Below are 23,049 nucleotides of genomic sequence, written 5' to 3'. Positions count from 1 at the left end.
AGGTTATAGGCGCGCACTGACAACCCGCCCGGACGCCCGTGAACACAAGCGCCCCCCACGCACCCGCCAGAGCCAACCTACCCTTGCTGCCTTCCGGCCCTGGGGGAGTTCAGTCAGATAGCGCCGCGTGAGGGGCTACGCAGAGGCTACCCCATGTCGCGGGCGGGGAACGAGTTCGCGAGCACTCCTCTCGGTCATGTAATGTTCCGACCGGAGGATTCGCCTAGTGGCCTAGGGCGCACGCTTGGAAAGCGTGTTGGGGGCAACCCCTCACGAGTTCGAATCTCGTATCCTCCGCCAGTGCCTCACCGGGCACTAACGTCGAAGGGCCCCATCGCTTGCGGTGGGGCCCTTCGACGTTGTCCGTGTCACAGCCGGTGACGGACTTCCCGTCCGCCGGACCGGTGCGAGGGGCGTCCGGGGAGAAACCGTGCACGGCCCGGCGCACGCGTACGGAGCGGCGAGGGCTTGCCCTACCTGCTCGGCGCCCTGCGGTCATCCGTGGAGGCCGGCCTCTGCCCGCGGGGGGAGGGTCTCGGGGCCTCGTAGTGGCTGGGGTAGGGGTATTTGCGATTGAGGAAGGTGTGGAGGACGGGCAGGGCCGCCGACCGGGTCTCCGGGGTGGTGTCCACGTCGTTGAGGCAGAAGAAGTCGATGTCCTCGCCGGACGCGAGGCGGTCCAGACGGCGGCGCATGTCCGGGGTGCCCAGCTGGACGTAGCGGAAGCGGTAGTCGGCCGGGACGGCGCGGCCGGTGGCGATCGCCCAGTGGTGGTGGAGGGTGGACGCCGGGGCCACGTCGGCGGTGGAGCGGAACCGGGAGTGGGCGGTCCGTTCGAGTTCGCCGATCCCGAGGCTCTCCATCTCGCGCATCACCGACAGCAGCTGGGGGTGCGGGGTGTGCAGCGACTTGTGGGTGATGTACCGGCCGTGGAAGCGGCGGATCACCTCGCGGGCGTTCTTGCCGGCGGAGTTCGGGGCCGGTTCCAGGGGGTGCGGGGGGCCGGCGCCGAGCTTCAGCGGGGAGAGCGGGATGCGGGCGATGCCGTTGCCGTGGAAGAAGTGCCCGGCGCCCACCGGGCGGTTGATGAAGACGTCGTCGTTGAAGTAGAGGTAGTGCTCCGACAGGCCCGGTATGTGGTGCAGGCGGCTCTCGATCGCGTGCGAGTTGAAGACGGGCAGCGCGTCCGCCGGGAGGATGTCCCGGTGGTCGATCACGGTCAGGCCCGCCGCGTCCTGGTCCAGCCAGGCGGGGAGCTGGGAGTCGGTCACGAGGTAGACGCGCCGGACGAACCCGGCGTACATCTCCAGTGAGCGCAGCGCGTACCGCAGCTCGTCATGGCTGGTGTAGCGGGAGGGGCCGGTCTCGCGCGGGGCGATGCCGTGGGAGAACTCCTGGTGGGCGCGGCGTTTCGCGGCCAGTAGCGGGTCGTCCCCGTCCACCCAGGTGAACACGGCGTCGACGGGGAAGCACACCTCGTCGACGCCCGGCTCGGCGAACGGGGCGTACGTCGGCACCCCGCCCCGGCGGCGCGTCACCGCGGCGGGGCGTCGCGCGGTCGGCGGGAGCACCTCCGTCACCGGGTTGCGGCGCGGGGCGACGAGGGCCGGGCCGAAGACGTCGGGGAGTTGGGCGCCGGGCACGGTGAGCCAGGCGGGGTCGGCGCGGACGTCCCGGCCCCGGCGCCAGAACTCGATGTCGCAGCCCGCCTCCAGCCCGCTGAGCACCTGCCCTCCGGGGCCCAGGCGCACCAGTCCGGTACGGAGCACGGCGGCCCGTCGCAGCGCCCGCGGCAGCTTCCCGTCGGCCCACAGCGCCGCGGCGGTCACGGCACCGTCCGGTCCGACGGCACCGACGTATCCGGCGGTCCCGGCGAAGCACCGGACGGCCCGGGAGAGCACCGCGCCGCGGTGGGTCTCCTCGACGCCGACGACCTGGCGCGGAGCCACCGTTCCGTGGCCCGCGGAGACCAGGAAGTAGGGGACGCCGATCCCTTCCAGCAGCGTGCACACCCGCTCGAGGTCGGTCTCGACGGCGTCCGCCGCCGTGTAGCCGGCGACGGTACGGCCGTACAGCCGGGTCGGTCCGAAGCTGACGCGGCGCAGTCCGGGGACGGCGGCCCGCAGCCGTCGCCGGGCCGGCGCCGTCCGCAGCGCCCAGAGCCGGCCGGCCGGCCAGGTGAGCAGCCGCGCCAGCAGGTGCCGGGCGGCCCGGACACCGGTCGGCGCCGCGATGCGATGACGGAGGTCCATGCCCGCCGCCCCCGTCACGGCTGCTTCTCGTAGGGACTCGCGAAGGGGAAGTAGTCCTCCAGGAAGGCGTGCATCCGGGCGCCGACCGGCTCCCGCTCCTCCGGTGACACGTCGACGTCGTTGAGGCAGAAGAAGTCGAAGCGGCGGCTGCGGCGCAGATCGGCCAGGCGCGCCTCGGCGTCGGGGCGGCTGATGTTGACGTACCGGTAGCTGAACCTCCCGGGCACTCCGTGGCCGGTCATCAGCGCGTACTGGTAGAGCAGCGGGGCCGTCACCGCGATGTCCTGCGGGGAGCGGAAGCGGGACGCCGTGGTGCGGGCGATGTCCCCGGGGAAGAGCTCCTCGAGGGTGCGCAGGGTGTCGCGCCGCTGCGGCAGCGGGGTGTGCAGGAAGTTGTTCGTCGTCATGCGGCCGAATTTCTCCAGCAGCAGCGCGCGGACGTTCTTTCCCGCGGAGTTGGTGGCCGTCTCCTCGGCGTGCGGTTTCCCTATTCCGATCTTGAGCGGGGAGACGGGGACCTTCATCAGGCCGCTGCCGTGGAAGAAGTGTTCGGCGGTGACCCGGCGTCCGACGAATACGTCGTCGTTGAAATAGAGATAGTGCTCGGACAGGCCGGGGATGTGGTGCAGCCGGGTCTCGATGGCGTGCGAGTTGAACACCGGCAGCACGTCCGGCGGGAAGATGTCGCGGTGGTCGACGACGGTGATCCCGGGGGCCGTCCCGTCGAGCCAGTGCGGTGTCTGACCGTCGGTCACGAGGTAGATGTGGCGGACGAAGTCGGCGTACATCGCGAGCGAGCGCAGGGAGTACTTCAGCTCGTCGTGGCTGGTGTAGCGGGAGGCGTTGGTCTCCTTGTCCAGGATCTCGGCGATGCCGCCCTCCTGGTACCGGGCCCGTTTGGCCCGCATCGCCGGCTCCTCGCCGTCGACCCAGGTGTAGACGACGTCCACGGGGAAGGTCACGTCGTCCACGGTCGGCAGGGTGAGCGGGGCGAAGGCCGGCAGTTCCCGGTCGCCGACCCGCACCGTGGCCGGCTTCTGCTCGGCCGCCGGGAGGACGTCGGTGACGCCGTTGTTCCGGGGCGCGATCAGGGACTCGGCGAAGACGTCCTCGGACGCCTGCGGCTGCACCCTGGCCAGTTTCCGGGGCCCGTCGGCGGAGGCGAGGAGCTGCGCCCCGTCCTCCCAGAACTCGACGTCGCAGGCGAGTTCGGGCCCGGCGAGCAGCTGGCCGGCGGGCCCGAGGTGGTTCTCGCCGATCCGCAGGACGGGCGCGGTGCGCAGCGCGGACGGCAGTACGCCGTCCATGAACAGGGCGGAATGCCTGAGCTGTCCGCCGGGCAGTGGCCGGCCGATGAACACCGGCTGCCCCGCGTTGAGCGCCTCCAGGGCGGTGAGGAACCGCTCCCGGTCGACGGCGTTCACCCCGACCGTGTGGCGGGTGCGCGAGGCCGGTACCAGGAAGTGGGCGATGCCTTCCCGCTCCAGCGCGTCGACGACCAGAGCGAGGTTGGCGGCGGCGGCCTCGGCGGCGCTGAACCGGCTGACGACCCGTCCGTACAGCCGCTGGCCGCGCACCGCCACCGGGCGGAACTCCGGGGCCTCGTCCGCCGCTCTGCGGCGTCGCCGCAGGGTGCGCAGCTGCCACACCCGCTCGGCGGCCTTCCGCTCGACTCGCGGCCCCACCCGCCGGACGAAGGAACGCATGGTCACGTTTCCGAGCTCCTCTGCCTGGACCCCTGAACACCCCTGCGTCAGCCAGACATACGCGCGTAACGGAAGGTTGTAGAGAAGTTCCCGGGAAATTCACGGGGCGTGCTTTTTCGATCTTGAATTGGGCGGGGAAATCCCCGGGCCAAGTGATCGGAAATGCGCGGGCGAGGTGTGGAAATCCGCAGGCGGGAAGCGGTGATCAGCGGGAGATCCGTACCTGACGGGTCTCGCTCACCTGATCCACTTCGGAGACCCGGATCGTCATCTTCATCGTCCAGGTGCCTTCGAGGGGGAGGTTGAGGTCGCTGGTGGCCCAGTAGCCGCCCCGGTCGGTGACCTTCGCGTCGATGGGGCCGATGTCCTTCGCCCCGAGGGTGAAGGAGATACGGAGTTCCGGTACGAAGCTCAGGGCGCCCCGGGGGTCGAAGACCACCGCCTGGAGGCCGTTCTCGCCGACCCGGCCCGGGTCCATCGTGAGCTGGACGGTGCCCCGGCCGCCGGGGGTGCCCGCGTCGTAGGGGATCGCGAACGCCTCCGCGCCGGGAAGGCCGGCCACCTGCGGCTCGGGGGCCTTGGCCGCCTCGCCCTCCGCGCGGGCGGGGAGGGTGCCGGTGAGCACGGTGGTGACCAGCAGGACGAGTACGGCGACGACGACCTCGGCCAGTACGGAACGGCGCAGGGCACGGCGGTGAAGGTCCTCCCGCGCGCCCGGTGCGTCCGGTGCGTCCGGTGTGCCCGGTCCGTCCGGTGCGCCCGGTCCGTCCGGTCCGTCCGGTACGCCTGGTCCGTCCGGTGCGCCCGGTCCGTCCGGCGCCGGGGATACGAGCCCCGTTCCCGGCGGGGTGCCGGGTGCGCCCACGAGTTCCGGTACGCGTTCCCCGGCCTCCGCCGGGACCGTCGCCGGCCGGGCCAGCAGGGCCGTCCAGCGGCGGGACATCGCGGCCGCCAGCAGCAGGAAGAGCGTCGCCGCGAGCTTGACCGTCAGGGTCTTGCCGTACGTCGTCTCCAGCAGCGCCGTCCAGGAGCCGAGGCCGCGCCAGGACTGGTAGACGCCGGTGACCACGAGGACGGTCACCGAGGCGAAGGCCAGCCGGGAGAAGCGGGTGACCGTGGCGAGGGGCGGCGGGGTCCGCGCGCGGTGCAGGGTGAGGAGCAGCGCGGTCAGACCGCCGAGCCAGCAGGCCATCGCCAGCAGATGGAGCACGGACGACGTCATGGCCAGCGGTACCTGGATCCCGGCGGAGGCGTGCTCGGCCGCCGCCCAGGTCAGGGCCAGGGCGAGGGAGAGTGCCGCGCCGGCCGCCAGCCGGGTCCGGGGGGTGCGCCGCCGCAGGAGCGGTACGAGCAGCGCCGCCGCGAGGAGCAGGGCGACGCGGGTGAGCAGGGCGAGGCCCGGCCGGCCGGTGAGGGCGCCGGTGAACGCCTCCCGGTCGAAGGCGCTCGCGGGTGAGGTGCCCCTCTCGTACGGGGCACGCAGGACGAGGAGGGCGGCCGTGGCCGTCAGCAGGGTCCACCAGCCGATGAGCAGGGGCGCCCGCAGCGGGGCGGTGTCCGGCGGGCGGCACAGCGCCGCGAAGGCCGCCGCGCCGATGAGCAGCGCGGCGGCGGTGTACGCGAGATAGCGGCCGGTGTCGTAGAGGCTCTTGGTGACCGGATGTTCGGCGTGGTCCGCCGGTGCGGCGGGCGGGGTGGGCGAGGGTTTGCCGATGGAGAAGCTGAAGGCGCCGGAGACCGGGTGACTGTCGGCGGAGATCACCCGCCAGGCGACCGTGTAGGTGCCGTCGGCGAGGCCGCCGGGCAGCTCGGCGCGGGCGGTGTCGGAGGCGTCGTCCGCGTGCTGCGGTTCGCCGAGGTGGATACGGCGGTTGTCGGGGCTGTAGACGCGGAAGGAGTCCTCCAGCAGGCCGACGGACTCGGTGAAGGTCAGGGTGATGTGCGTGGGCGCGGACTTGAGGACGCTGCCGTCCCCGGGGTCGGCTCCGCGGAGGGCGGCGTGGGCGCTCGCCGGGGCCGCGCCGCCGAGGAGCAGGACCAGCAGGGTGCCCAGCAGCACCAGCCCTTGAAGTCGCCGGGGTCCGCGGCCGCTGCGGATTCCGTCCCGTCCGCCATCGCCCGCCGCCCCGCTCCCGCGTCGCTCCACGTCCTACCCGCCTCCAGGCCATCCGGCTACGAGACAGATACGGACGGCGGGCGCGGTCTGCTCACCGGTTCACCAGGTCGGCCGGGCCGGGACCCCCTGCGTGGTTCACCAGGTGGGCCGGGCCGAGACCCCTCCGTCGACCACCAGGTCGTGGCCGGTCACCCAGGAGGCGAGCCGGGACGCGAGGAACACACAGGCGTCGCCGATGTCCTCCGGGCGGCCGAGCCGGCCCACGACGGACGCCCGCCGCCAGCGCCGTACGCCCTCCGGCCAGGCCTCTTCCAGGCCCTCCCGGTCGATCAGACCGGGCGAGACGGTGTTGACGCGCACGCCCCAGGGGCCGTACTCCTGGGCCGCCGAACGGGCGTGCATCACCACCGCCGCCTTCGACGCGCCGTAGTGCGCGTGGGCGGGGGCGGGGCTGTGTGCCTCGACCGAGGCGATGTGGGTGACCGTGCCGCCGTCCTGGTCCCGCATGAGCCGGGCCGCGGCCTGGGTACAGGCGAAGACGGAGGTCAGGTTGGTGTCCACGACCGTGCGCCATTCGGCTGCCGTCATCGCGGCGAGGTCGCGGACCGGCTGCACGCCCGCGTTGTTGACGAGCGCGGTCAGCCGGCCGCCGCCCCACTCGGCCGCCTGCGCCACCACGCGGTGGCAGGCGTCCTCGTCGGTGAGGTCGGCCCGCAGGACGACCGCGCGGCCGCCCGCCTCCCGGATACGGCCCGCGGTCTCCCGCGCGGACGCCGTCGCCGTACGGCAGTGCAGTGCGACGGCCGCGCCCTCCTCGGCGAACCGCAGCGCGATGCCCCGCCCGATGCCGCCGCCCGCGCCCGTGACCAGGGCGGTCTGTCCGTCGAGCAGTCCTTCTCGGCTCATGGCCGGCAGAGCTCCCCGATGAGCGCCGCCCGCTCGGGGTAACGCGCCGTCAGTTCCGCCGCGTCGCCGTGCTCGTAGCCCTCGAAGGTGAAACCGGGTGCCATGGTGCAGCCGAAAAGCGTCCACGCGCCGCCCGCCGCCACCCGCGCGCCCATCCAGGTGCCGGCCGGGACGGTGAGCTGGACGTGGTGGCCGCCGAGGACGTCCGGGCCGAGCAGGGGCGTACGGCCGGTGCCGTCGGGGTGGAGGAGGAGCAGCTGGAGCGGGTCGCCGAGGTGGTAGTGCCAGATCTCGTCGGACGGCAGCCGGTGCAGGGCGGAGAAGTCGCCGGGGGCGTCGGTGAGCAGGGCGACGATGGCGGTGCCCTCGGGGCGGCCGTCGGGGCGTACGGGACCGGCCCAGGTCTGCCGGAACCGGCCGCCCTCGCGGGGGATCGGCTCCAGTTCGTAGTGGGCGACGAGGTCGTCGGGGGTCACCTCGCGAAGGCTACCTCGCGGGTGAGGAAGGCGAGCTGGGCCTTCTTCTCGGGCAGATACACGTCCGGGAGGTCGATCTCCGGGAGGACGACCACGGGGCCGGCGGTGAAACCCTGCCGCAGGAAACGGGCGACGGCCTTCTCGTTGGCCACGTCCGGGTCGACCACCACACGCGTGCGGTCCAGTCCCATCAGCACGTATACGGCGATGGCGCCCACCAGGGCAGCGGTCCAGCCGGGCTGCCCGCTGTCCGCGGGGGCGATCAGCAGATGGACGCCGATGTCGCCCGGTTCGACCGGGTAGCAGTCACCCACACGGTCGGCGCCCGGTTCATACGTCTGGAGCAGCGCGGCGGGCGTGCCGTCCTTGAGGACGAGGTGGGCGTGATGGGTGGCGAGGGTGGCCATGTGGGCGTAGATCCCCGCGACCTGCTGCTCGGTCAGGCCGTTCATGCCCCAGAAGGCGGCGCGTTCCCCGCTCACCCAGCGGTGCAGCAGGGGCGCGTCGGCGGCCGGGTCCAGCGGCACGACGCGTACGGCGCCGAAACCGTCGACCACCTGCTCGTGCACGGCCGTTCGGGGGGCGTACGGGTCAGACATCGGTCTCCTTCGTGAGCCGCTCCCAGTCGGTGACGACCGGGGCCAGGTCGCCGGCGAGCCACAGGGGCCGCTGGTCGCGGTGGTGGGGTGAGCCGGGTACGCCGGAGGCGCCCAGCGGCACCACCCAGCGGCTGTTCTCCCGGTCGGCGAGATCCCAGACGTAGCGGGCGGCGGGGCCCCGCGCGGCGAGGTCGGTCAGACCGGGCACGGAGGAGGTGCACAGCACGCAGTCGTGGTCGCCGGAGAGGCCGGGTTCGTCGTACGGCGTGGCCGGCGGCAGCGCGCGCCAGGGCGCGAGGCGGTGGGTGTCGCCCCAGGTACCGGCGGGCGGCCGGGCGGCCACCTCCTCCAGAGCCTCGCGGACGATCGCCGGACGGTCGACGCCGAACAGCTCCCGGGCGCCGAGAAGATGCTCGAGGGCGTACCCGACACGGGGCACGAGCGCGAGCCAGGGCCGGAAGATTTCGGGATACGCGGGCGGCACGGCCATCGCGGCGAGCCCGGGATCCCCCGCGATCCGCCGCACGACGGCACCGCGCACGGCCGCGAAGACGGCCGCGTCGGCACTGCCGGCGTCCATCCGCCGGTCCCAGCGCAGCAGCCGGTCGCGCAGGGCGGCGGCGGGGGCGGTGAGGGGCGGGGTGTCCAGGTCGGCGACGAGGTTCAGGAGCGGGGCCGCCGAGGCCAGGTGGGTGTCCGTGTGGAGGGCGGACATGTCGGCCGCGGACCAGCGGGTCCGGCGTGCCAGCAGTGCGGTGATGCGGTCGGCGCGGTGCGGCGGGGCGAACTCGACGCCCAGCGGGGCCGACGGTCCGCGCTGGTTCGCCATCACGGCGACGCCCTCGGTCAGTCCCGCGCGCGGCGGCTCGTGCCAGCCCCGCCACTCGTACCCGGGCTCCCACGCCGGCACCACGCGCGTGCCGTTGGCTTCGGCGCGGACCGGGACCCGGCCGGCCACCCGGTGCAGGGTGCCGCCCTCGGTGTCGGCGGCCATGACCACGTTGACCGGCTCCACCCACCGGTCGACGGCCCGGTCCACGTCGACGGTCCGGCGGGCCCGCAGCAAGGGCAGCAGGGCGCCGAAGCCGAGGTCTCCGGTGACGCGGGGCGGGTGGCGCAGGGCGACGGCGAGCGGCGGCCCGCCGGGCTCGGGCACGCCGTCGTCGAGGCCCTCGGGGCCGCCGATGACGACGGGGCCCCGGCCGGTCTCGATGACCTCGACCTCGACCGGCTCCTCGCCCGCCACTTCGACGGTCTCGGTGTGCCGGGCGGCGCGGTGCCATGTCCCGTCCGGGCCGAGTGCCTCCACCCCGGCGCCGGTGCGCCGCAGCCGCTCACGGTAGAGGTCCTGGTAGTCGGCCATGGCGTTGGTGATGGCCCAGGCGACGGTGCCGGTGTGGCCGAAGTGCGCGATGCCGGGGACGCCGGGCACGGCGATGCCGACGACGTCGAACTCCGGGCAGGACAGGCGGATCTGCTGGTAGACGCCGGGGTCCTCGATGAAGCGGTGCGGGTCCCCGGCGATGACCGCGTGCCCGGTGACGGTGCGCTCCCCGGCGACCAGCCAGCCGTTGCTGCCCGAGGTGCCGGGACCGTCGGCGGCGAACAGACCGACGGCGTCCGCACCCAGCCGGGCGGAGACATGCTCACGCCAGAGCTTGGCGGGGAACCCGGCGAACAGGATGTGCATGGCGAGCCACACCGCGAGCGGTGTCCAGGGCTCCCAGCGGCCGGGGCGCAGGCCCGTTCGGGCGAACTCGGGGGCGGTCCCGGCCGCGGGGGAGGCCAGGGTCTCGTTCACGCCGGTCACGTAGGACCGTGTCCACTCCGCCGTCTCCGGGTCCGTGCGCCGCAGTTCGGTCCAGCAGCGGCGGGCCGTGTCGGTCAGGCGGGCGCGGCGGGCGAAGCGGTCCCAGGGAACGGCAGCGGGGCCGAGGAAGGACGCCGAGCTGCCCTGCGCGCGGTGCCGTTCGACCTCGAGCTGCCAGGCCCGGTCGAGCGCGGTGACCCGGCCCTGGACGTGCGCGAGCCCGTTCACGCTCCCCGCGCGGAGATGGGGGATGCCCCAGGGGTCCCGGAAGATCTCGCCACCCACTGCGCCCTCATTTCTCATCAGGCATTTCTCATTAGGTTAGGCTCGCCTAAGTAAAACCGTGACGGAATCGTACGTGAAGGGTGAGAAGACGATGGCGCAGGGGCGGGGTTGGGAGGGCGCGGTCCTCAAGCTGTTCCGCGCGAAGGACTTCACGTTCACCGTGACCGGCACGGAGGACGTCACCGCCGGCTACCGGCGGCTGCGCCTCACCGACGGCGGGATGCTGGCGGCGACCGGCGTCCACCCCACGATGTGGGTACGGCTGTGGTTCGACAACGCGGGCAAGCCGCACCAGCGGGCGTACACCCTGGTCGACCCCGACCCGGCGGCCGGCAGCTTCGGCCTGGAGTTCGCGCTGCACGAGGGGTGCGCCAGCGACTGGGCCAGGGCGGCGAAGCCCGGTGACACCGTCGAGGCGACCGTGCAGGGCACGGGGTTCGAGGAGCCCGCCCCGGCGCCCTCCCGCGTCTTCGTGGTGGGCGACCCCGCCTCGCTGCCGGCCGTCAACTCCCTGCTCGGAGCACTGGGGTCCGCCCCGGCGACCGTATGGTTCGAGGGCGCCCTCGACGGACTGCCCTGGCGGGCCGACCCGGACCGGCACGAGGTGCGCGAGGTGCCCCGGTCGGGGACGGCGCTGGTCGAGCGGGTACGGGCCGACCTCCCCGCGCTGCTGGCGTCCACCCCGGACCCGTACGTCTGGATCGCCTGCGACACCGCGACCACCCGCACGCTGTCGGCGTACGTACGCAAGGAACTCGGCGTGCCCAGGCAGCGGGTGCACGCCCTGGGGTACTGGCGCGCGAGCTGAGCCGGGACGCGCGATCATCGGGGCATGGACGTCACCCTTCACCTCGCCCAGGACCCCGACGCCGACGCGCTGCTGGGCCGCAGCCCGCTCGCCGCGCTGACCGGGATGCTGCTGGACCAGCAGATCCCGATGGAGTGGGCGTTCAAGGGGCCGGCCACGATCGCCCGGCGGCTCGGCGCGGACGATCTGGACGCGCGGGAGATCGCCGCGTACGACCCCGAGGCGTTCGCCGCGCTGCTCTCCGACAAGCCGGCCGTGCACCGCTATCCGGGTTCGATGGCGGGCCGTATCCAGCAGCTGTGCCAGTACCTCGTCGAGCACTACGACGGTGACGCCGAGGCCGTATGGCGGGGTGTCACCGACGGCGGGGAGCTGCGCCGACGGCTGGAGGAGCTGCCCGGCTTCGGCAAGCAGAAGGCCCGGATCTTCCTCGCCCTGCTGGGCAAGCAGCTCGGCGTACGGCCCACCGGCTGGCGGGAGGCCGCGGGCGCGTACGGCGAGGAGGAGTCCTTCCGCTCCGTCGCCGACATCACCGGACCGGAGTCGCTGGCCAGGGTGCGGGCGCACAAGCAGGAGCTGAAGGCGGCGGCGAAGGCCGCGAAGAAGTCCGGCGCCTGACGCCCGAGCCCGGGCGACGGTGACCTGACCGTGATCGGTCATATCAGATCACCATCCCGTTTCCTCCCGTATTCGGTGACCTTTTCCGGCGCCGCACTGCCCCACCATGGCTGCGCCCGGAACGCGTTGACCGGTAGGCTTTCCGTGTGATCTTCAAGCGCATCGGAAACGGCCGGCCGTACCCCGACCACGGCCGGGAAAGCACCCGGTCGTGGGCGGACGTCGCGCCGCGCCCGGTCCGCCTCGATCAGCTCGTGACGACCAAGCAGCAGCTCGACCTCGAGACCCTCCTCGCCGAGGACTCGACCTTCTACGGCGACCTGTTCGCGCATGTCGTGAAGTGGCGGGGCGACCTGTATCTGGAGGACGGGCTGCACCGCGCGGTGCGGGCCGCGCTCCAGCAGCGCCAGGTGCTGCACGCCCGCGTGCTGGAGCTGGACTGACGCCCCTCGCGGCGACCGGCGGGGGCCGCGATCTGACCCTTTCGGGTTGGACTGCACCCAGTCGGATGATCATCTGGTAGGCAGAGCCGCCCGGGCGCACTACGCTGCGCTCATGAGCATGCTCACTCCACCCGGCATGGGCGGCCAGTACCGCATCACGGGTGACAAGTACCCGCGGATGCGCCGGCCCCGGCGACGCGGCAGGCTCGTCGTCCTGACCGTCGCCTCCGTCGCCGTACTCGGCGTGGGCGGCTGGGGCACTCTCCAGCTCATCGACGTGTTCACCGGCGGCGGTGACTCCGCCTCGGCGGTCGGCACCAAGGCGGCGTGCGCCGACAAGGCGAGCCGCACGGTCGCGCCGAAGGTGCTGCCCCGGCCGGGGACGATCACGGTCAACGTCCTCAACGCCACGACGCGCGGCGGACTCGCCCAGAAGACCGCCGACGAGCTGAAGAAGCGCGGCTTCAAGGTCGGCGAGGTCGCCAACGCGACGAAGCAGTACGACAAGAAGGTCAAGGGCACCGGTGTGCTGCTCGGGCCGGCCGCCGCCCTCGACACCTCGCTGCCGGTGCTCGGCGCCCAGCTCGCCGGTGCCGAACGCCGTACCGACCCGGCCCGCAAGGGGACCGAGGTCGATCTGATCATCGGCGACAGGTTCCAGGCCCTGACGGGGAAGGCGGACGCCGACCGGGCCCTGGCCGCGCTGGCCGATCCCGAGCCGACGCCCGCCTCGAAAAAGAACTGCTGAGAAGGGGCGGGGCCGGGTCCTACTCGGCCGCCCCGTACATCCGGTCGCCCGCGTCGCCGAGGCCCGGCACGATATAGCCCTGCTCGTTGAGCCGCTCGTCGACCGACGCCGTCACGACCGTCACCGGCGTGCCGGCCAGCTCGCGCTCCATGACCTCGACGCCCTCGGGCGCGGCCAGCAGCACCACGGCGGTCACATCGTCCGCGCCGCGCCTGATCAGCTCCTGGATCGCCGCGACCAGCGTGCCGCCGGTGGCGAGCATCGGGTCCAGGACGTAGACCTGACGCCCGGAAAGGTCCTCCGGCATCCGGGTGGCGTACGTCGAAGCCTGCAGCGTCTCCTCGTTGCGGATCATGCCGAGGAAGCCCACCTCGGCGGTCGGCAGCAGCCGGACCATGCCGTCCAGCATGCCGAGACCGGCCCGCAGGATCGGCACCACCAGCGGGCGCGGGTGGGAGAGCTTGACGCCCGTGGTCCGCTCGACCGGCGTCTGGATGTCGACCTGTTCGGTGCGCACGTCGCGCGTGGCCTCGTACGCGAGCAGGGTGACCAGCTCGTCGGCGAGACGGCGGAAGGTGGCGGAGTCGGTGCGCTGGTCGCGCAGCGTGGTGAGCTTGTGGGCGACCAAGGGGTGGTCGACGACGTGGAGACGCATGGCGTCAACAGTAACCGGGCCCGGCCGGCCCGGCGTCCCCGCACACGGCAAGCGGCCCGTGCGCCCCTCACTCGTTCACTGGCGTCAAACCGCCCGTCCGGGGGAAAGTGGAAGGGACGGACTGGGGTGGTGAACCAATGCCTGAGCAGGAACGGAACAACCGAGCCGATCCGTCACCGCGTGAGAAACCCGGGCCGGCGCCGGGACGGGCGCCCGGGCCCACGCCCGGTTCGGCGCCCGGTATGACGCCCGAGGCGGAGACGGAGGCGGACCGGCGACGCCGCCGCGCCCGCTTCCTCCGCGAGCTCGCCGAGGCCCGGGAACTCCGCGACCGGGTCCAGCCCCGCCGGGCCAAGGCCGCCCGCCTACGCCACGCCATGCGCATGCGCACGTTCCGCTGGTAGGGAAACCCCGCCGGGGCACGGCCCCGGGAGCACCGCGGAGGACTCGCCACCACGCGCGGCGACCCGCCCGCCCCGAAGAACACGCCGCCGCGCGGGAAGGCGCTCCGCCCGCAGGGAGATCTCCTTCGCCCCCGGGGAAGGTCCCGTCGCGCGCGCGTGGGGGGCGAAGTGGCCGTGTGGGGCCGGGTGGTGGGGGCCAATACGGGGCGGCGTGGCCGGGGCCGCGTACGATCCGCACGTGGTGGCAGCGGGTGCGCCGGTGGGTCCTTCGTCGGGCACACTCGGTGGACTGCGATCGAAACTGCGGACACAGGGTGCCGAAGACGTCCCCTGACGGCCGGGTTTCTGCCACGATTCCGAGTGGACGGGGCCCGGAGAACCGGCTCCCCGCCCGCGACACCTCCGCCGGGGGGAACCCCAACCGGCACACCTATGACCAGTGGGAGAGTCACGGTGTACTTCGCCGCACTGCTCGCGCGCACCGAAGACGGGTGGGAAGCGAGCGACACGGAGCTCGACGATGTGGAAACCCTGTCGGATCTCGCCGACCTGGCCCGGGAGGCCTCTCCCGACGAGGACACGGTGCTCGTGCTGATCGAGCAGGAGGGCGGCTGGTTCGGCGTCGTCCGCGTGGACGGGGAGGAGGATCCCCGGGTCTACGTGTCCGACGCCGCGGCCGCCGCCCGCAGCAGCTACGGCGAGATCCTGCTCACCGACGAACTGCTCGGCCGCGCACCCGGGGACGACGGCGCCGACCTGGACACCCTCGACCTCGACGGAACGGAGGACGGCGAACCGGACGACGAGGACGCCGACGACGGCGCCCCGTCCGCGGGTTCCGCCGAGGCCGTACCGCACGGACCGGTCGGTGACCCGCGGATCCTCGACGATCTGGGCGTCACCGAGAAGGAACTGCGGTCGCTGACCGAGGACGCCGTCAACGAGATCGCCGACGCCCTGGGCGCCTCGGAGGTCCTGGAGACCGTCCGCTGACCGCGCCGGACCCGGTACGCGACCCGTGGCGGCCGGCGATGCGGCTCGCCCTGGAACAGGCCGAAGAGGCCGTCCGGGGCGGGGACGTACCCGTCGGGGCCGTCGTACTCGCCCCGGACGGCGGCACCGTACTGGCCACCGCCCACAACGAACGCGAGGCGGGCGGCGACCCCACCGCGCACGCGGAGGTGCTCGCCGTCCGGCGGGCCGCCGCGCGGCTCGGGGAGTGGCGGCTGGCCGGCTGCACCCTGGTGGTGACGCTGGAACCGTGCACGATGTGCGCGGGAGCGGTCCAGCAGTCACGGGTCGACCGGGTGGTCTACGGCGCCCGGGACGAGAAGGCGGGCGCGGTCGGCTCGCAGTGGGACCTCGTCCGCGACCGGCGCCTCAACCACCGGCCCGAAGTGATCGAGGGCGTACTCGCCGAGGAGTGCGCCGGCCTGCTCACGGAGTTCTTCCGGAACCGCTGAATAGGGATTTCGAAGCACGCCCCGCCGTGCTGTAAGGTCTCCCTCGGTAGCGTGTCCGAGCGGCCGAAGGAGCTCGCCTCGAAAGCGAGTGTGGCGCAAGTCACCGAGGGTTCAAATCCCTCCGCTACCGCAGGTGAAGGGCCCCGTCGTCAGACGGGGCCCTTCGTGCGATCATGGGCCCGCTCGATGCACGTGTGACATGAGCGCACATCAGTGACTGGGGAGGGCCGCGATGGCGGTGAACGCGAAGAAGATCGCCGTCTACGTCCTTGTGGTCTTCGCGCTGTACCTGATCATCACGGACCCCGCCAAGGCCGCCGACTACGTCCAGATAGGGTTCGAGGGCATCTCGGACGCCGCGAAGGCGGTCGGCGACTTCATGACCTGGCTGGCCAACGGAGGTAAGTGATGATCCGCCACCTGGTGCTCTTCCGGCTGAACGAGGGCGTCGGGCGCGACGATCCGAGGGTCGTCGCGGGCGAGGCGGCCTTCCGTTCGCTGGACGGGAGGATCCCGGAGATCCGCTTCTGGGAGTGCGCCTGGAACATCAGCGACCGCCCCATCGCCTACGACTTCGCCATCAACTCCGCGTTCGAGGACACCGACGCGCTGCGCCGCTACGTGGAGCACCCGGACCACCAGGCCGGTGTCGGACTGTGGCGCGAGTTCGCCACGTGGGTGATCGCCGACTACGAGTTCTGACGTCCCGCCACTTCCCAGAGCCCTCCGCCACGACCGGCGGGGGGCTTTTTCGCCCCGTACGGACATGTTTGCCGCTCAACACGGAATATGCGGTGCTTGCACACAGTGAGTCAGTCTTGTGATGCTATGACCGCTTTTGACGGATGAGTTGACGGACGATGTGAGCGATGACGAGGTGGCGTTGACCGTGCCGGCCAGTACTGCGCCGCCCCAGGACGAGGTGTCCCCCGACGCGGTCCAGGCACCGGCCTCGACCCAGTCCCCCTCCGCCCAGCCCTCCGACCAGCCCTCCCCCGTCCCCTCCCCGAGCGCCGACGAGCCGGTGAGCCCGGCCAAGCGGCGCGGTGCCGACACCCGCGCCCTGACACAACTGCTCTTCGGTCAGCTCAAGGAACTGGAGCCGGGTACGCCGGAGCACACCCGCGTACGCGCGGCGCTCATCGAGGCCAATCTGCCCCTGGTGCGCTACGCCGCCGCCCGCTTCCGCTCCCGCAACGAGCCGATGGAGGACGTCGTACAGGTCGGCACCATCGGGCTGATCAACGCCATCGACCGCTTCGACCCGGACCGGGGTGTGCAGTTCCCGACGTTCGCGATGCCGACGGTGGTCGGCGAGATCAAGCGGTACTTCCGGGACAACGTCCGCACCGTCCACGTACCGCGCCGGCTGCACGAGCTGTGGGTGCAGGTCAACAGCGCGACCGAGGACCTGACGACCGCGTTCGGGCGCTCCCCGTCGACCTCCGAGATCGCCCAGCGGCTGCGCATCTCCGAGGAGGAGGTGCTGTCCTGCATCGAGGCGGGACGGTCGTACCACGCCACCTCGCTGGAGGCCGCGCAGGAGGGCGACGGGATGCCCGGACTGCTGGACCGGCTCGGCTACGAGGATCCCGCCCTGGACGGCGTGGAGCACCGCGATCTCGTACGCCATCTGCTCGTTCAGCTGCCCGAGCGGGAGCAGCGCATCCTGCTGCTGCGTTACTACAGCAATCTCACCCAGTCGCAGATCAGTGCGGAACTGGGTGTCTCGCAGATGCATGTGTCACGGCTACTGGCGCGTAGCTTCCAGCGGCTGCGGTCCGCAAACAGGATCGACGCGTAACCGGAAAGAGCGAATCGCCCAGCGGTGCCGTTCTGCGCGTTTCTGGGCCGAAAGGCTGTCAGACCCCTTGTTTCCAGGGCCGATTCGCGTCTCGCATGTCGACATGTCACTACAGCGCGTTGCCGACATGTGACATTCTGCGGGAAGCGTGTTTGCCGGAGCCTCGGCGCCGGTATTCCAGGTGATGGCTGCGTTCTCCAAATGGGGAGCGTCCGCCGCGACCGTCCCGCGACCCAAAGGGGGTGGCATGTCCGCAGAACAGGGCAGCTCGAAGGTGCTCACGCTCGCGGAGAGCGAGAAAGCTCCCCATGCTCTCGACGCACTCGGCCCCATCGACGAAGGCCCGGCCACACCGGCTCCGGAACTCCCGGACACGGCGGCCCTCGACACCCGCACCCTGTCCCGTTCCCTGTTCCTGCGGCTCGCCGCGCTCGACGAGGACAGCCCGGAGCGTGGCTACGTCCGGGACACCCTGATCGAGCTCAATCTTCCGCTGGTGCGGTACGCGGCGGCGCGGTTCCGCTCGCGCAACGAGCCGATGGAGGACATCGTCCAGGTCGGCACGATCGGGCTGATCAAGGCGATCGACCGCTTCGACTGCGAACGGGGCGTGGAGTTCCCGACGTTCGCGATGCCGACGGTGGTCGGCGAGATCAAGCGGTTCTTCCGAGACACGTCGTGGTCGGTACGGGTGCCGCGCCGGCTCCAGGAGCTGCGTCTGGCGCTGACGAAGGCCAGCGACGAGCTCTCCCAGAAGCTGGACCGCTCGCCCACGGTCACCGAACTCGCCGTCGTGCTGGGCGTGTCCGAGGAGGACGTCGTCGACGGCCTCGCGGTGGGCAACGCGTACACGGCGTCCTCGCTGGACTCCCCCGCGCCCGAGGACGACGGGGGTGAGGGCTCGCTGGCGGACCGCCTCGGCTACGAGGACACGGCGCTGGAGGGTGTGGAGTACCGGGAGTCGCTGAAGCCGCTGCTGGCGAAGCTGCCGCCGCGGGAGCGGCGGATCATCATGCTGCGGTTCTTCGCGAACATGACGCAGTCGCAGATCGGGGAGGAGGTCGGCATCTCGCAGATGCATGTGTCCCGGCTGTTGACGAGGACGCTGGCGCAGCTGCGGGAAGGGCTGATCTCGGACTGACGGTTCCCCCTGCGGGTGCGTGGGGGTTGATTGCGCAGTTCCCCGCGCCCCTCAGGGGGCGGGCCCGGACCGGCGTGCGTGCCTGCGGGTGCGTGGGGGTTGATTGCGCAGTTCCCCGCGCCCCTCAGGGGGCGGGCCCGGACCGGCGTGCGTGCCTGCGGGCGCGTGGGGGTGGATCGCGCAGTTCCCCGCGCCCCTCAGGGGGCGGGCCCCGACCGGCGTGCGTGCCTGCGGGTGCGCAGGTGTCCGCGGACCTGACCCGCGCCCCGAGGGGCGCGGGTCGTGGTGTTGTTCGTCGCTACTTCAGGGCGAGCCAGGCCACCGCCGCGACGATCGCCACCGCTGCGATGATGCCGATGATCAGGCCGATGCGGGGGCCGCCGCCGCTCGTGGTGGCGGGCTGACGGGCCTGGGGTTCCTCGTCGACGAAGGCGCGGAACATCTGGGTGCTGCCGGCGGGGTCGTGGTTGCCCTGCGGGCCCGGGGTGTTAGCCATGCCCCGAGACCCTAGCGAATGCCCGGTGAGGCGCCCAAGTGGGGGCGCCCGTCAGGGGAATCGTCCCGTTCGGGGACCACCGCAGGCCGCGCCCGGCAAGGGAGGGATCCCGGCCGGGGGACCGTCACAGGCCGCGCCCGGCAGGGGAACGGTCCCGACAGGGGCCGCCGTCGGTGCGGACGCGCCCTGGCCTGCGTGTTTACTTTCGCGATTACTTGCCTTTGCCAAGTTTTTGAGCCGGAACCCCCGTTTTTGTTTGCCTGCGGCAACCATCCATTCCTATCGTTGCCCTAAGCAATCAACAGGGATGGGGTGTCATGGCCGAGCGGGCGCGGTACGAGGAGCTGGTGCGGCAGTTCAGCGCGTTCGGCGCCGTCAAGCGGGAGATGAACCGGATCATGCCGGCCGACTGCCACAGCGGCTCCGCCGCCGTGCTGACACTGCTCGGCCGCCACGGCGACATGCGTATGAGCAGGCTCGCCGAGCTGCTGTCCGTGGACATCTCGGTCACCAGCCGCCACGTCGCGTATCTCGCCGAGCGCGGCTGGATCGAGCGCTTCCCGGACCCCGCCGACAAACGGTCCCGCATCCTGCACCTCACCCCCGCCGGCCGGACCCAGCTCGACGAGCTGTTCCGGCGGACCACCCAGCTCCTCGCGGAGCGCCTGGACGACTGGACCGACGACGAGGTCGGCCGGCTCACCCAGCTGATGACCCGGCTCAGGGACAGCTTCGGTGACTGCCGCGCGGGCCCCCGCCCGGCGTCCCCCGCGTCCCCCGCTCTCGAACAGACCACCCGTACACCCGCAAGCACGTAAGAGAAGGAAGTCCATGGCAACGACCACACCAGCCGGTGTGCGGGCTCATGCCAAGCACGGGGGAGGCTCCTCCACAGACGCTCCGATGACGCATCGGCAGATCATGGAGGCACTGTCCGGGCTGCTGCTCGGCATGTTCGCCGCCATCCTGTCGTCGACCATCGTCACCAACGCGCTGCCCGAGATCGTCGGCGACCTCGGCGGCGGCCAGAGCGCCTACACCTGGGTCGTCACCGCCTCGCTGCTGACGATGACCGCCTCCACCCCCCTGTGGGGCAAGCTCGCCGACCTGTTCAGCAAGAAGGTCCTGGTCCAGATAGGCCTGGTCGTCTTCGTCCTCGGCTCCGTCGTGGCCGGTATGGCGCAGAACCCGGCGATGCTGATCAGCGCGCGTGCCATCCAGGGTCTGGGCGCCGGCGGTCTGTCCGCCCTGGCGCAGATCATCATGGCCGCGATGATCTCCCCGCGTGAGCGCGGGCGCTACTCCGGCTACCTGGGCGCGACCTTCGCCGTCGCGACCGTCGGCGGCCCGCTGCTCGGCGGCGTGATCACCGACACCAGCTGGCTCGGCTGGCGCTGGTGCCTCTACGTCGGCGTGCCGTTCGCGCTCATCGCGCTGATCGTGCTGCAGAAGACGCTGCACCTGCCGGTGACCCGGCGCAAGGTCAAGGTCGACTGGGCCGGCGCCTTCTTCGTCACCGCGGCCGTCTGCATGCTGCTCGTCTGGGTCACCTTCGCCGACGACAAGTACTCCTGGCTGTCCTGGCAGACCGCCGCCTTGGTCGGCGGCGCGATCGCCCTGACGCTGGTCTTCCTCTTCGTCGAGACGAAGGCCGCCGAGCCGATCATCCCGCTGCGGCTGTTCCGCAACCGCACCATCACGCTGGCTTCGCTGGCCTCGCTGTTCGTCGGTATCGCGATGTTCGCGGGCACCGTCTACTTCAGCCAGTACTTCCAGCTGGCCCGGGACAAGTCCCCGACGATGTCGGGCGTCATGACCATCCCGATGATCGGCGGCCTGTTCGTGTCGTCCACGGTCTCCGGGATGGTCATCACCAAGACCGGCAAGTGGAAGAACTGGCTGCTGGCCGGCGGTGTGCTGCTGACGGCGGGCCTGGGCCTGCTGAGCACCATGCGCTACGACACCCCGTACTGGCACATCGCGGTCTTCATGGCGCTGATGGGGCTCGGCGTGGGCATGATGATGCAGAACCTCGTGCTCTGCACGCAGAACCAGGTGGCCCCGAGCGACCTGGGTGCCGCGTCCTCCGTGGTCACGTTCTTCCGGTCGCTCGGCGGCGCGGTGGGCGTCTCGGTGCTCGGCTCGGTGATGTCGTCCCGGATCAGCGGGTACGCCGCCGACACCATCGGCACGCTCAGCCCGCAGGAGCAGGCGGCGGCCGCCAAGGCCTCCGGCAGCGGCACCATCCCCGACATGGACCTGCTGCCCGAGCACATCCGCACCTGGCTGGAGAGCGCCTACGGGCACGGCATCGCCGACATCTTCCTGTACGTCGCACCGGTCGCCCTGCTCGCCTTCCTGGTGACCCTGTTCATCAAGGAGGTCCCGCTGCGGACCTCGGGCGCGCTGGCCCAGGCGGCGGAGGCCACGGCCGAGGCCGCCCCGCCGGTGGCCCAGGCCCCCGCCGAGGCCACCCGTGTCGCCGGGGAGCCGGTTTCGGCCGGTGCGCCGACGGCCGTGACGGCCCCGTCGGCCGGCCCGGACACCGCGCCGGCGGCCACCCAGCGGCTCGCCGCCGTCGCCACGGCGGCCGCCGGCCCCGGTGAGCCGGAGACGCCCGCCTCCCCCTGCGTCCCGGTGCGCGGTTTCGTACGCGGCGCCGACGGGGCGCCCGTGCCGCAGGCCGCCGTCACGCTGATCTCGCTGGGCGGGCGTCAGCTGGGCCGGTGCGTGGCGCAGGCCGACGGCGCCTACGCCGTGGACGCGCCCGGGGCCGGGTCGTACGTCCTGATCGCCGCCGCCGACGGCCACCAGCCGCAGGCGTCCACCGTCGTGGTGAACGGCGAACCGGTCGCCTACGACATCCTGCTCAGCGGCACCAGCGGACTGACCGGACTGGTCCGCGCCGCCGACGGCGGACAGCCGGTGGGGGACGCCATGGTGATCGTCACCGATGTGCGCGGCGATCTGCTGGCCGCCGGGAACACCGGTGAGCAGGGCGAGTTCTCCTTCACCGAGCTGGTGCCGGGCACGGTGACCGTGGCGGTGAACGCCGCCGGGTACCGGCCGCGCGCCCTGCCCGTCGAGGTGGGCGGCACTGGCGTCACCCGGGTCGAGGTCGACCTGGAGACCGGCGCCCGGGTACGGGGCGTGGTCCGTGCCCCGCACGGGCCGCTGGCCGACGCCCGGGTCACCCTGGTCGACGCCGCCGGCAACGTGGTCGCCACCGCGACGACCGGTACGGACGGGGCGTACGCCTTCGCCGACCTGGACGGCGGCGAGTACACGGTCATCGCCACGGGCTACCCCCCGGTGGCCGGCGCGCTGACGGTCACCGGCCCCGGCACCGACGACCACGACATCGAGCTCGCCCACCCCGGCGAGTAGCGAGACCCCGGCCCGTGGCGGGCGGCGCGTTCTGTAGCGGAGTCGCGCCCCCTGCCACGGGCCGGTCTGTTCACGGCCATTTTGTACGCATGTGCAGGGAGAAAACGGGATGCCACTGACCGCGAGAATCCGTACCCGGGACGGATGGGCCGTGTCGCACGCGGTCGTCACCCTGGCCGACGGGACCGGTACGCAGGTGCTGCGCGCCGGGGCGGACGCCGAGGGAGCGGTACGGGACGCCACCGAGCTGGCGCCGGGGGCGTACACCGTGATCGTCACCGCGGTCGGGTACGCGCCCGCCGCCGCCAGCGCGATCGTCACGGCGAGCGGGCGGGCCGAGGTGGGGACGGTGACGCTGGCCCGGCAGGGCGGCACCGAGCTGCCGCCGCCGGGGCCCTGGACCGTGGACCCGGCGCATTCGAGCGTGGCGGCCGTCGCCCAGCACCTGGGCATCTCCAGCGTGCGGGGCAGGTTCACCGAGTTCGCGGCCATGGTGGAGATCGCGCCGGACGACATCGCCAAGTCCCGGGTGGAGGCGGTGATCCGGGCGGCGTCCATCGACACCGGCAACGGGACACGCGACACCCATCTGCGGTCCGCGGACTTCCTGGACGTCGAGCGGCACCCCGAGATCACCTACCGGTCCACCGGTCTGGCGGAGGCGGGCCCGGACCGCTGGACGGTCCACGGCGAGCTGGCCATGCGCGGTGTCGTCCGCCCCGTCGACCTGGACCTGGCGTACCTCGGCACCGGGGCCGATCCGTGGGGCGGCACCCGGGCGGCCTTCCGTGCCACCACCGAACTGCGGCGCGAGGACTTCGCGATGAACTACAACCAGGTCGTCCAGGCCGGCATCGCGGCCATCGGCGCGACCCTCCGGGTGGAGCTGGACGTCCAGGCCGTACAGGGGGAGTCGCTGCCCGCCGCGTGAG

General features: G+C 72.4%; 23 protein-coding genes, 2 tRNA genes and 1 other RNA gene. 16 read left to right on the top strand and 10 right to left on the bottom strand.

The annotated features are described in order from the left end of the window. Positions 1-41: 41 nt before the first annotated feature. Positions 42-140: signal recognition particle sRNA small type (gene ffs, locus ACGFR9_RS23295), an RNA gene on the bottom strand. Positions 141-212: 72 nt separating this feature from the next. On the opposite strand from ffs, the gene ACGFR9_RS23290 reads away from it, so the two are divergent. After that, positions 213-300: transfer RNA gene (locus tag ACGFR9_RS23290), tRNA-Ser, on the top strand. 173 nt (positions 301-473) lie between these two features. Here ACGFR9_RS23290 and ACGFR9_RS23285 read toward each other — a convergent pair. The 7 genes from ACGFR9_RS23285 to ACGFR9_RS23255 all read right to left on the bottom strand — a co-directional run bounded on the left by ACGFR9_RS23285 (position 474) and on the right by ACGFR9_RS23255 (position 10,150). Then, positions 474-2,252: a stealth conserved region 3 domain-containing protein gene (locus ACGFR9_RS23285; protein WP_393211743.1), complete on the bottom strand. Its 1,779-nt coding sequence runs from the start codon at positions 2,250-2,252 to the stop codon at positions 474-476. A gap of 14 nt (positions 2,253-2,266) precedes the next feature. Next, positions 2,267-3,964 carry a stealth family protein gene (locus ACGFR9_RS23280; protein ID WP_393211741.1) on the bottom strand — a complete coding sequence of 566 codons (1,698 nt, stop codon included), beginning with the start codon at positions 3,962-3,964 and terminating at the stop codon, positions 2,267-2,269. A 199-nt stretch (positions 3,965-4,163) separates the two neighbouring features. Continuing rightward, the gene (locus ACGFR9_RS23275) at positions 4,164-6,017 is read right to left on the bottom strand and encodes a copper resistance protein CopC (protein WP_393211837.1); all 1,854 of its coding nucleotides are present in this window, start codon (positions 6,015-6,017) and stop codon (positions 4,164-4,166) included. Positions 6,018-6,209: 192 nt separating this feature from the next. Beyond that, positions 6,210-6,980, bottom strand: a complete 771-nt coding sequence (locus ACGFR9_RS23270) for an SDR family NAD(P)-dependent oxidoreductase (protein ID WP_393211739.1) — start codon at positions 6,978-6,980, stop codon at positions 6,210-6,212. Beyond that, a complete protein-coding gene (locus ACGFR9_RS23265; protein ID WP_393211737.1) occupies positions 6,977-7,456 on the bottom strand; it encodes a cupin domain-containing protein in 480 nt (159 codons plus the stop codon). The genes ACGFR9_RS23270 and ACGFR9_RS23265 overlap by 4 nt, the downstream gene beginning before the upstream one ends. Continuing rightward, the gene (locus tag ACGFR9_RS23260) at positions 7,453-8,055 is read right to left on the bottom strand and encodes a GNAT family N-acetyltransferase (RefSeq protein WP_393211735.1); all 603 of its coding nucleotides are present in this window, start codon (positions 8,053-8,055) and stop codon (positions 7,453-7,455) included. The genes ACGFR9_RS23265 and ACGFR9_RS23260 overlap by 4 nt, the downstream gene beginning before the upstream one ends. Further along, complete coding sequence (locus ACGFR9_RS23255; protein ID WP_393211835.1) at positions 8,048-10,150, bottom strand: penicillin acylase family protein; 2,103 nt, start codon at positions 10,148-10,150, stop codon at positions 8,048-8,050. The genes ACGFR9_RS23260 and ACGFR9_RS23255 overlap by 8 nt, the downstream gene beginning before the upstream one ends. Before the next feature lie 91 nt (positions 10,151-10,241). On the opposite strand from ACGFR9_RS23255, the gene ACGFR9_RS23250 reads away from it, so the two are divergent. The 4 genes from ACGFR9_RS23250 to ACGFR9_RS23235 all read left to right on the top strand — a co-directional run bounded on the left by ACGFR9_RS23250 (position 10,242) and on the right by ACGFR9_RS23235 (position 12,767). Continuing rightward, the gene (locus tag ACGFR9_RS23250) at positions 10,242-10,958 is read left to right on the top strand and encodes a siderophore-interacting protein (RefSeq protein ID WP_393211833.1); all 717 of its coding nucleotides are present in this window, start codon (positions 10,242-10,244) and stop codon (positions 10,956-10,958) included. 24 nt (positions 10,959-10,982) lie between these two features. Then, positions 10,983-11,576 carry an HhH-GPD-type base excision DNA repair protein gene (locus tag ACGFR9_RS23245; protein ID WP_393211733.1) on the top strand — a complete coding sequence of 198 codons (594 nt, stop codon included), beginning with the start codon at positions 10,983-10,985 and terminating at the stop codon, positions 11,574-11,576. 146 nt (positions 11,577-11,722) lie between these two features. Then, complete coding sequence (locus ACGFR9_RS23240) at positions 11,723-12,019, top strand: type II toxin-antitoxin system VapB family antitoxin (protein WP_030215722.1); 297 nt, start codon at positions 11,723-11,725, stop codon at positions 12,017-12,019. Positions 12,020-12,155: 136 nt separating this feature from the next. After that, a complete protein-coding gene (locus ACGFR9_RS23235) occupies positions 12,156-12,767 on the top strand; it encodes a LytR C-terminal domain-containing protein (protein ID WP_393211831.1) in 612 nt (203 codons plus the stop codon). A 19-nt stretch (positions 12,768-12,786) separates the two neighbouring features. Here ACGFR9_RS23235 and upp read toward each other — a convergent pair whose 3' ends face one another. Further along, a complete protein-coding gene (gene upp, locus ACGFR9_RS23230; protein WP_004929481.1) occupies positions 12,787-13,422 on the bottom strand; it encodes a uracil phosphoribosyltransferase in 636 nt (211 codons plus the stop codon). A 137-nt stretch (positions 13,423-13,559) separates the two neighbouring features. On the opposite strand from upp, the gene ACGFR9_RS23225 reads away from it, so the two are divergent. The 8 genes from ACGFR9_RS23225 (at position 13,560) to ACGFR9_RS23190 (ending at position 18,234) form a co-directional block, all read left to right on the top strand. Beyond that, positions 13,560-13,826 carry a hypothetical protein gene (locus tag ACGFR9_RS23225; protein WP_393211730.1) on the top strand — a complete coding sequence of 89 codons (267 nt, stop codon included), beginning with the start codon at positions 13,560-13,562 and terminating at the stop codon, positions 13,824-13,826. Between the two features lie 453 nt (positions 13,827-14,279). Beyond that, positions 14,280-14,819: a hypothetical protein gene (locus tag ACGFR9_RS23220; protein ID WP_393211829.1), complete on the top strand. Its 540-nt coding sequence runs from the start codon at positions 14,280-14,282 to the stop codon at positions 14,817-14,819. 38 nt (positions 14,820-14,857) lie between these two features. Continuing rightward, complete coding sequence (gene tadA / locus ACGFR9_RS23215) at positions 14,858-15,289, top strand: tRNA adenosine(34) deaminase TadA (protein WP_030215712.1); 432 nt, start codon at positions 14,858-14,860, stop codon at positions 15,287-15,289. 45 nt (positions 15,290-15,334) lie between these two features. Beyond that, positions 15,335-15,419 (top strand) — tRNA-Ser (locus tag ACGFR9_RS23210). 102 nt (positions 15,420-15,521) lie between these two features. Then, on the top strand, positions 15,522-15,698 hold the full coding sequence (locus ACGFR9_RS23205; protein ID WP_393211728.1) for a hypothetical protein: 177 nt from the start codon (positions 15,522-15,524) through the stop codon (positions 15,696-15,698). Continuing rightward, a complete protein-coding gene (locus tag ACGFR9_RS23200) occupies positions 15,698-15,991 on the top strand; it encodes a Dabb family protein (protein WP_393211726.1) in 294 nt (97 codons plus the stop codon). The genes ACGFR9_RS23205 and ACGFR9_RS23200 overlap by 1 nt, the downstream gene beginning before the upstream one ends. A gap of 181 nt (positions 15,992-16,172) precedes the next feature. Next, on the top strand, positions 16,173-17,093 hold the full coding sequence (locus tag ACGFR9_RS23195; protein ID WP_393211827.1) for a SigB/SigF/SigG family RNA polymerase sigma factor: 921 nt from the start codon (positions 16,173-16,175) through the stop codon (positions 17,091-17,093). A 247-nt stretch (positions 17,094-17,340) separates the two neighbouring features. Next, positions 17,341-18,234, top strand: coding sequence for an RNA polymerase sigma factor SigF (locus ACGFR9_RS23190; protein ID WP_393211724.1), 894 nt, complete (start codon positions 17,341-17,343; stop codon positions 18,232-18,234). 298 nt (positions 18,235-18,532) lie between these two features. Here ACGFR9_RS23190 and ACGFR9_RS23185 read toward each other — a convergent pair whose 3' ends face one another. After that, complete coding sequence (locus tag ACGFR9_RS23185) at positions 18,533-18,730, bottom strand: hypothetical protein (RefSeq protein ID WP_393211722.1); 198 nt, start codon at positions 18,728-18,730, stop codon at positions 18,533-18,535. Positions 18,731-19,047: 317 nt separating this feature from the next. On the opposite strand from ACGFR9_RS23185, the gene ACGFR9_RS23180 reads away from it, so the two are divergent. The 3 genes from ACGFR9_RS23180 to ACGFR9_RS23170 all read left to right on the top strand — a co-directional run bounded on the left by ACGFR9_RS23180 (position 19,048) and on the right by ACGFR9_RS23170 (position 23,048). Then, complete coding sequence (locus tag ACGFR9_RS23180) at positions 19,048-19,548, top strand: MarR family winged helix-turn-helix transcriptional regulator (protein WP_393211720.1); 501 nt, start codon at positions 19,048-19,050, stop codon at positions 19,546-19,548. A gap of 13 nt (positions 19,549-19,561) precedes the next feature. Beyond that, complete coding sequence (locus ACGFR9_RS23175; RefSeq protein WP_393211718.1) at positions 19,562-22,117, top strand: MFS transporter; 2,556 nt, start codon at positions 19,562-19,564, stop codon at positions 22,115-22,117. Between the two features lie 109 nt (positions 22,118-22,226). Beyond that, a complete protein-coding gene (locus ACGFR9_RS23170) occupies positions 22,227-23,048 on the top strand; it encodes a YceI family protein (protein WP_393211716.1) in 822 nt (273 codons plus the stop codon). The last annotated feature ends 1 nt before the right edge of the window (position 23,049 follow it).

This window comes from Streptomyces sp. NPDC048584, assembly GCF_043199595.1.
GTDB lineage: Bacteria > Actinomycetota > Actinomycetes > Streptomycetales > Streptomycetaceae > Streptomyces > Streptomyces edwardsiae.
The sequence above is the reverse complement of the archived record's forward strand: the minus strand, read 5'-3'. Positions and strand labels throughout refer to the sequence as shown.

Bases quoted from the DNA above. Each gene is read 5' to 3' on its own strand.
- ACGFR9_RS23285 (WP_393211743.1), bottom strand. From the start codon at position 2,252: ATGGACCTCCGTCATCGCATCGCGGCGCCGACCGGTGTCCGGGCCGCC.
- ACGFR9_RS23270 (WP_393211739.1), bottom strand. From the start codon at position 6,980: ATGAGCCGAGAAGGACTGCTCGACGGACAGACCGCCCTGGTCACGGGC.
- ACGFR9_RS23260 (WP_393211735.1), bottom strand. From the start codon at position 8,055: ATGTCTGACCCGTACGCCCCCCGAACGGCCGTGCACGAGCAGGTGGTC.
- ACGFR9_RS23250 (WP_393211833.1), top strand. From the start codon at position 10,242: ATGGCGCAGGGGCGGGGTTGGGAGGGCGCGGTCCTCAAGCTGTTCCGC.
- ACGFR9_RS23245 (WP_393211733.1), top strand. From the start codon at position 10,983: ATGGACGTCACCCTTCACCTCGCCCAGGACCCCGACGCCGACGCGCTG.
- ACGFR9_RS23235 (WP_393211831.1), top strand. From the start codon at position 12,156: ATGGGCGGCCAGTACCGCATCACGGGTGACAAGTACCCGCGGATGCGC.
- upp (WP_004929481.1), bottom strand. From the start codon at position 13,422: ATGCGTCTCCACGTCGTCGACCACCCCTTGGTCGCCCACAAGCTCACC.
- ACGFR9_RS23225 (WP_393211730.1), top strand. From the start codon at position 13,560: ATGCCTGAGCAGGAACGGAACAACCGAGCCGATCCGTCACCGCGTGAG.
- tadA (WP_030215712.1), top strand. From the start codon at position 14,858: ATGCGGCTCGCCCTGGAACAGGCCGAAGAGGCCGTCCGGGGCGGGGAC.
- ACGFR9_RS23205 (WP_393211728.1), top strand. From the start codon at position 15,522: ATGGCGGTGAACGCGAAGAAGATCGCCGTCTACGTCCTTGTGGTCTTC.
- ACGFR9_RS23200 (WP_393211726.1), top strand. From the start codon at position 15,698: ATGATCCGCCACCTGGTGCTCTTCCGGCTGAACGAGGGCGTCGGGCGC.
- ACGFR9_RS23190 (WP_393211724.1), top strand. From the start codon at position 17,341: ATGTCCGCAGAACAGGGCAGCTCGAAGGTGCTCACGCTCGCGGAGAGC.
- ACGFR9_RS23185 (WP_393211722.1), bottom strand. From the start codon at position 18,730: ATGGCTAACACCCCGGGCCCGCAGGGCAACCACGACCCCGCCGGCAGC.
- ACGFR9_RS23180 (WP_393211720.1), top strand. From the start codon at position 19,048: ATGGCCGAGCGGGCGCGGTACGAGGAGCTGGTGCGGCAGTTCAGCGCG.
- ACGFR9_RS23175 (WP_393211718.1), top strand. From the start codon at position 19,562: ATGGCAACGACCACACCAGCCGGTGTGCGGGCTCATGCCAAGCACGGG.
- ACGFR9_RS23170 (WP_393211716.1), top strand. From the start codon at position 22,227: ATGCCACTGACCGCGAGAATCCGTACCCGGGACGGATGGGCCGTGTCG.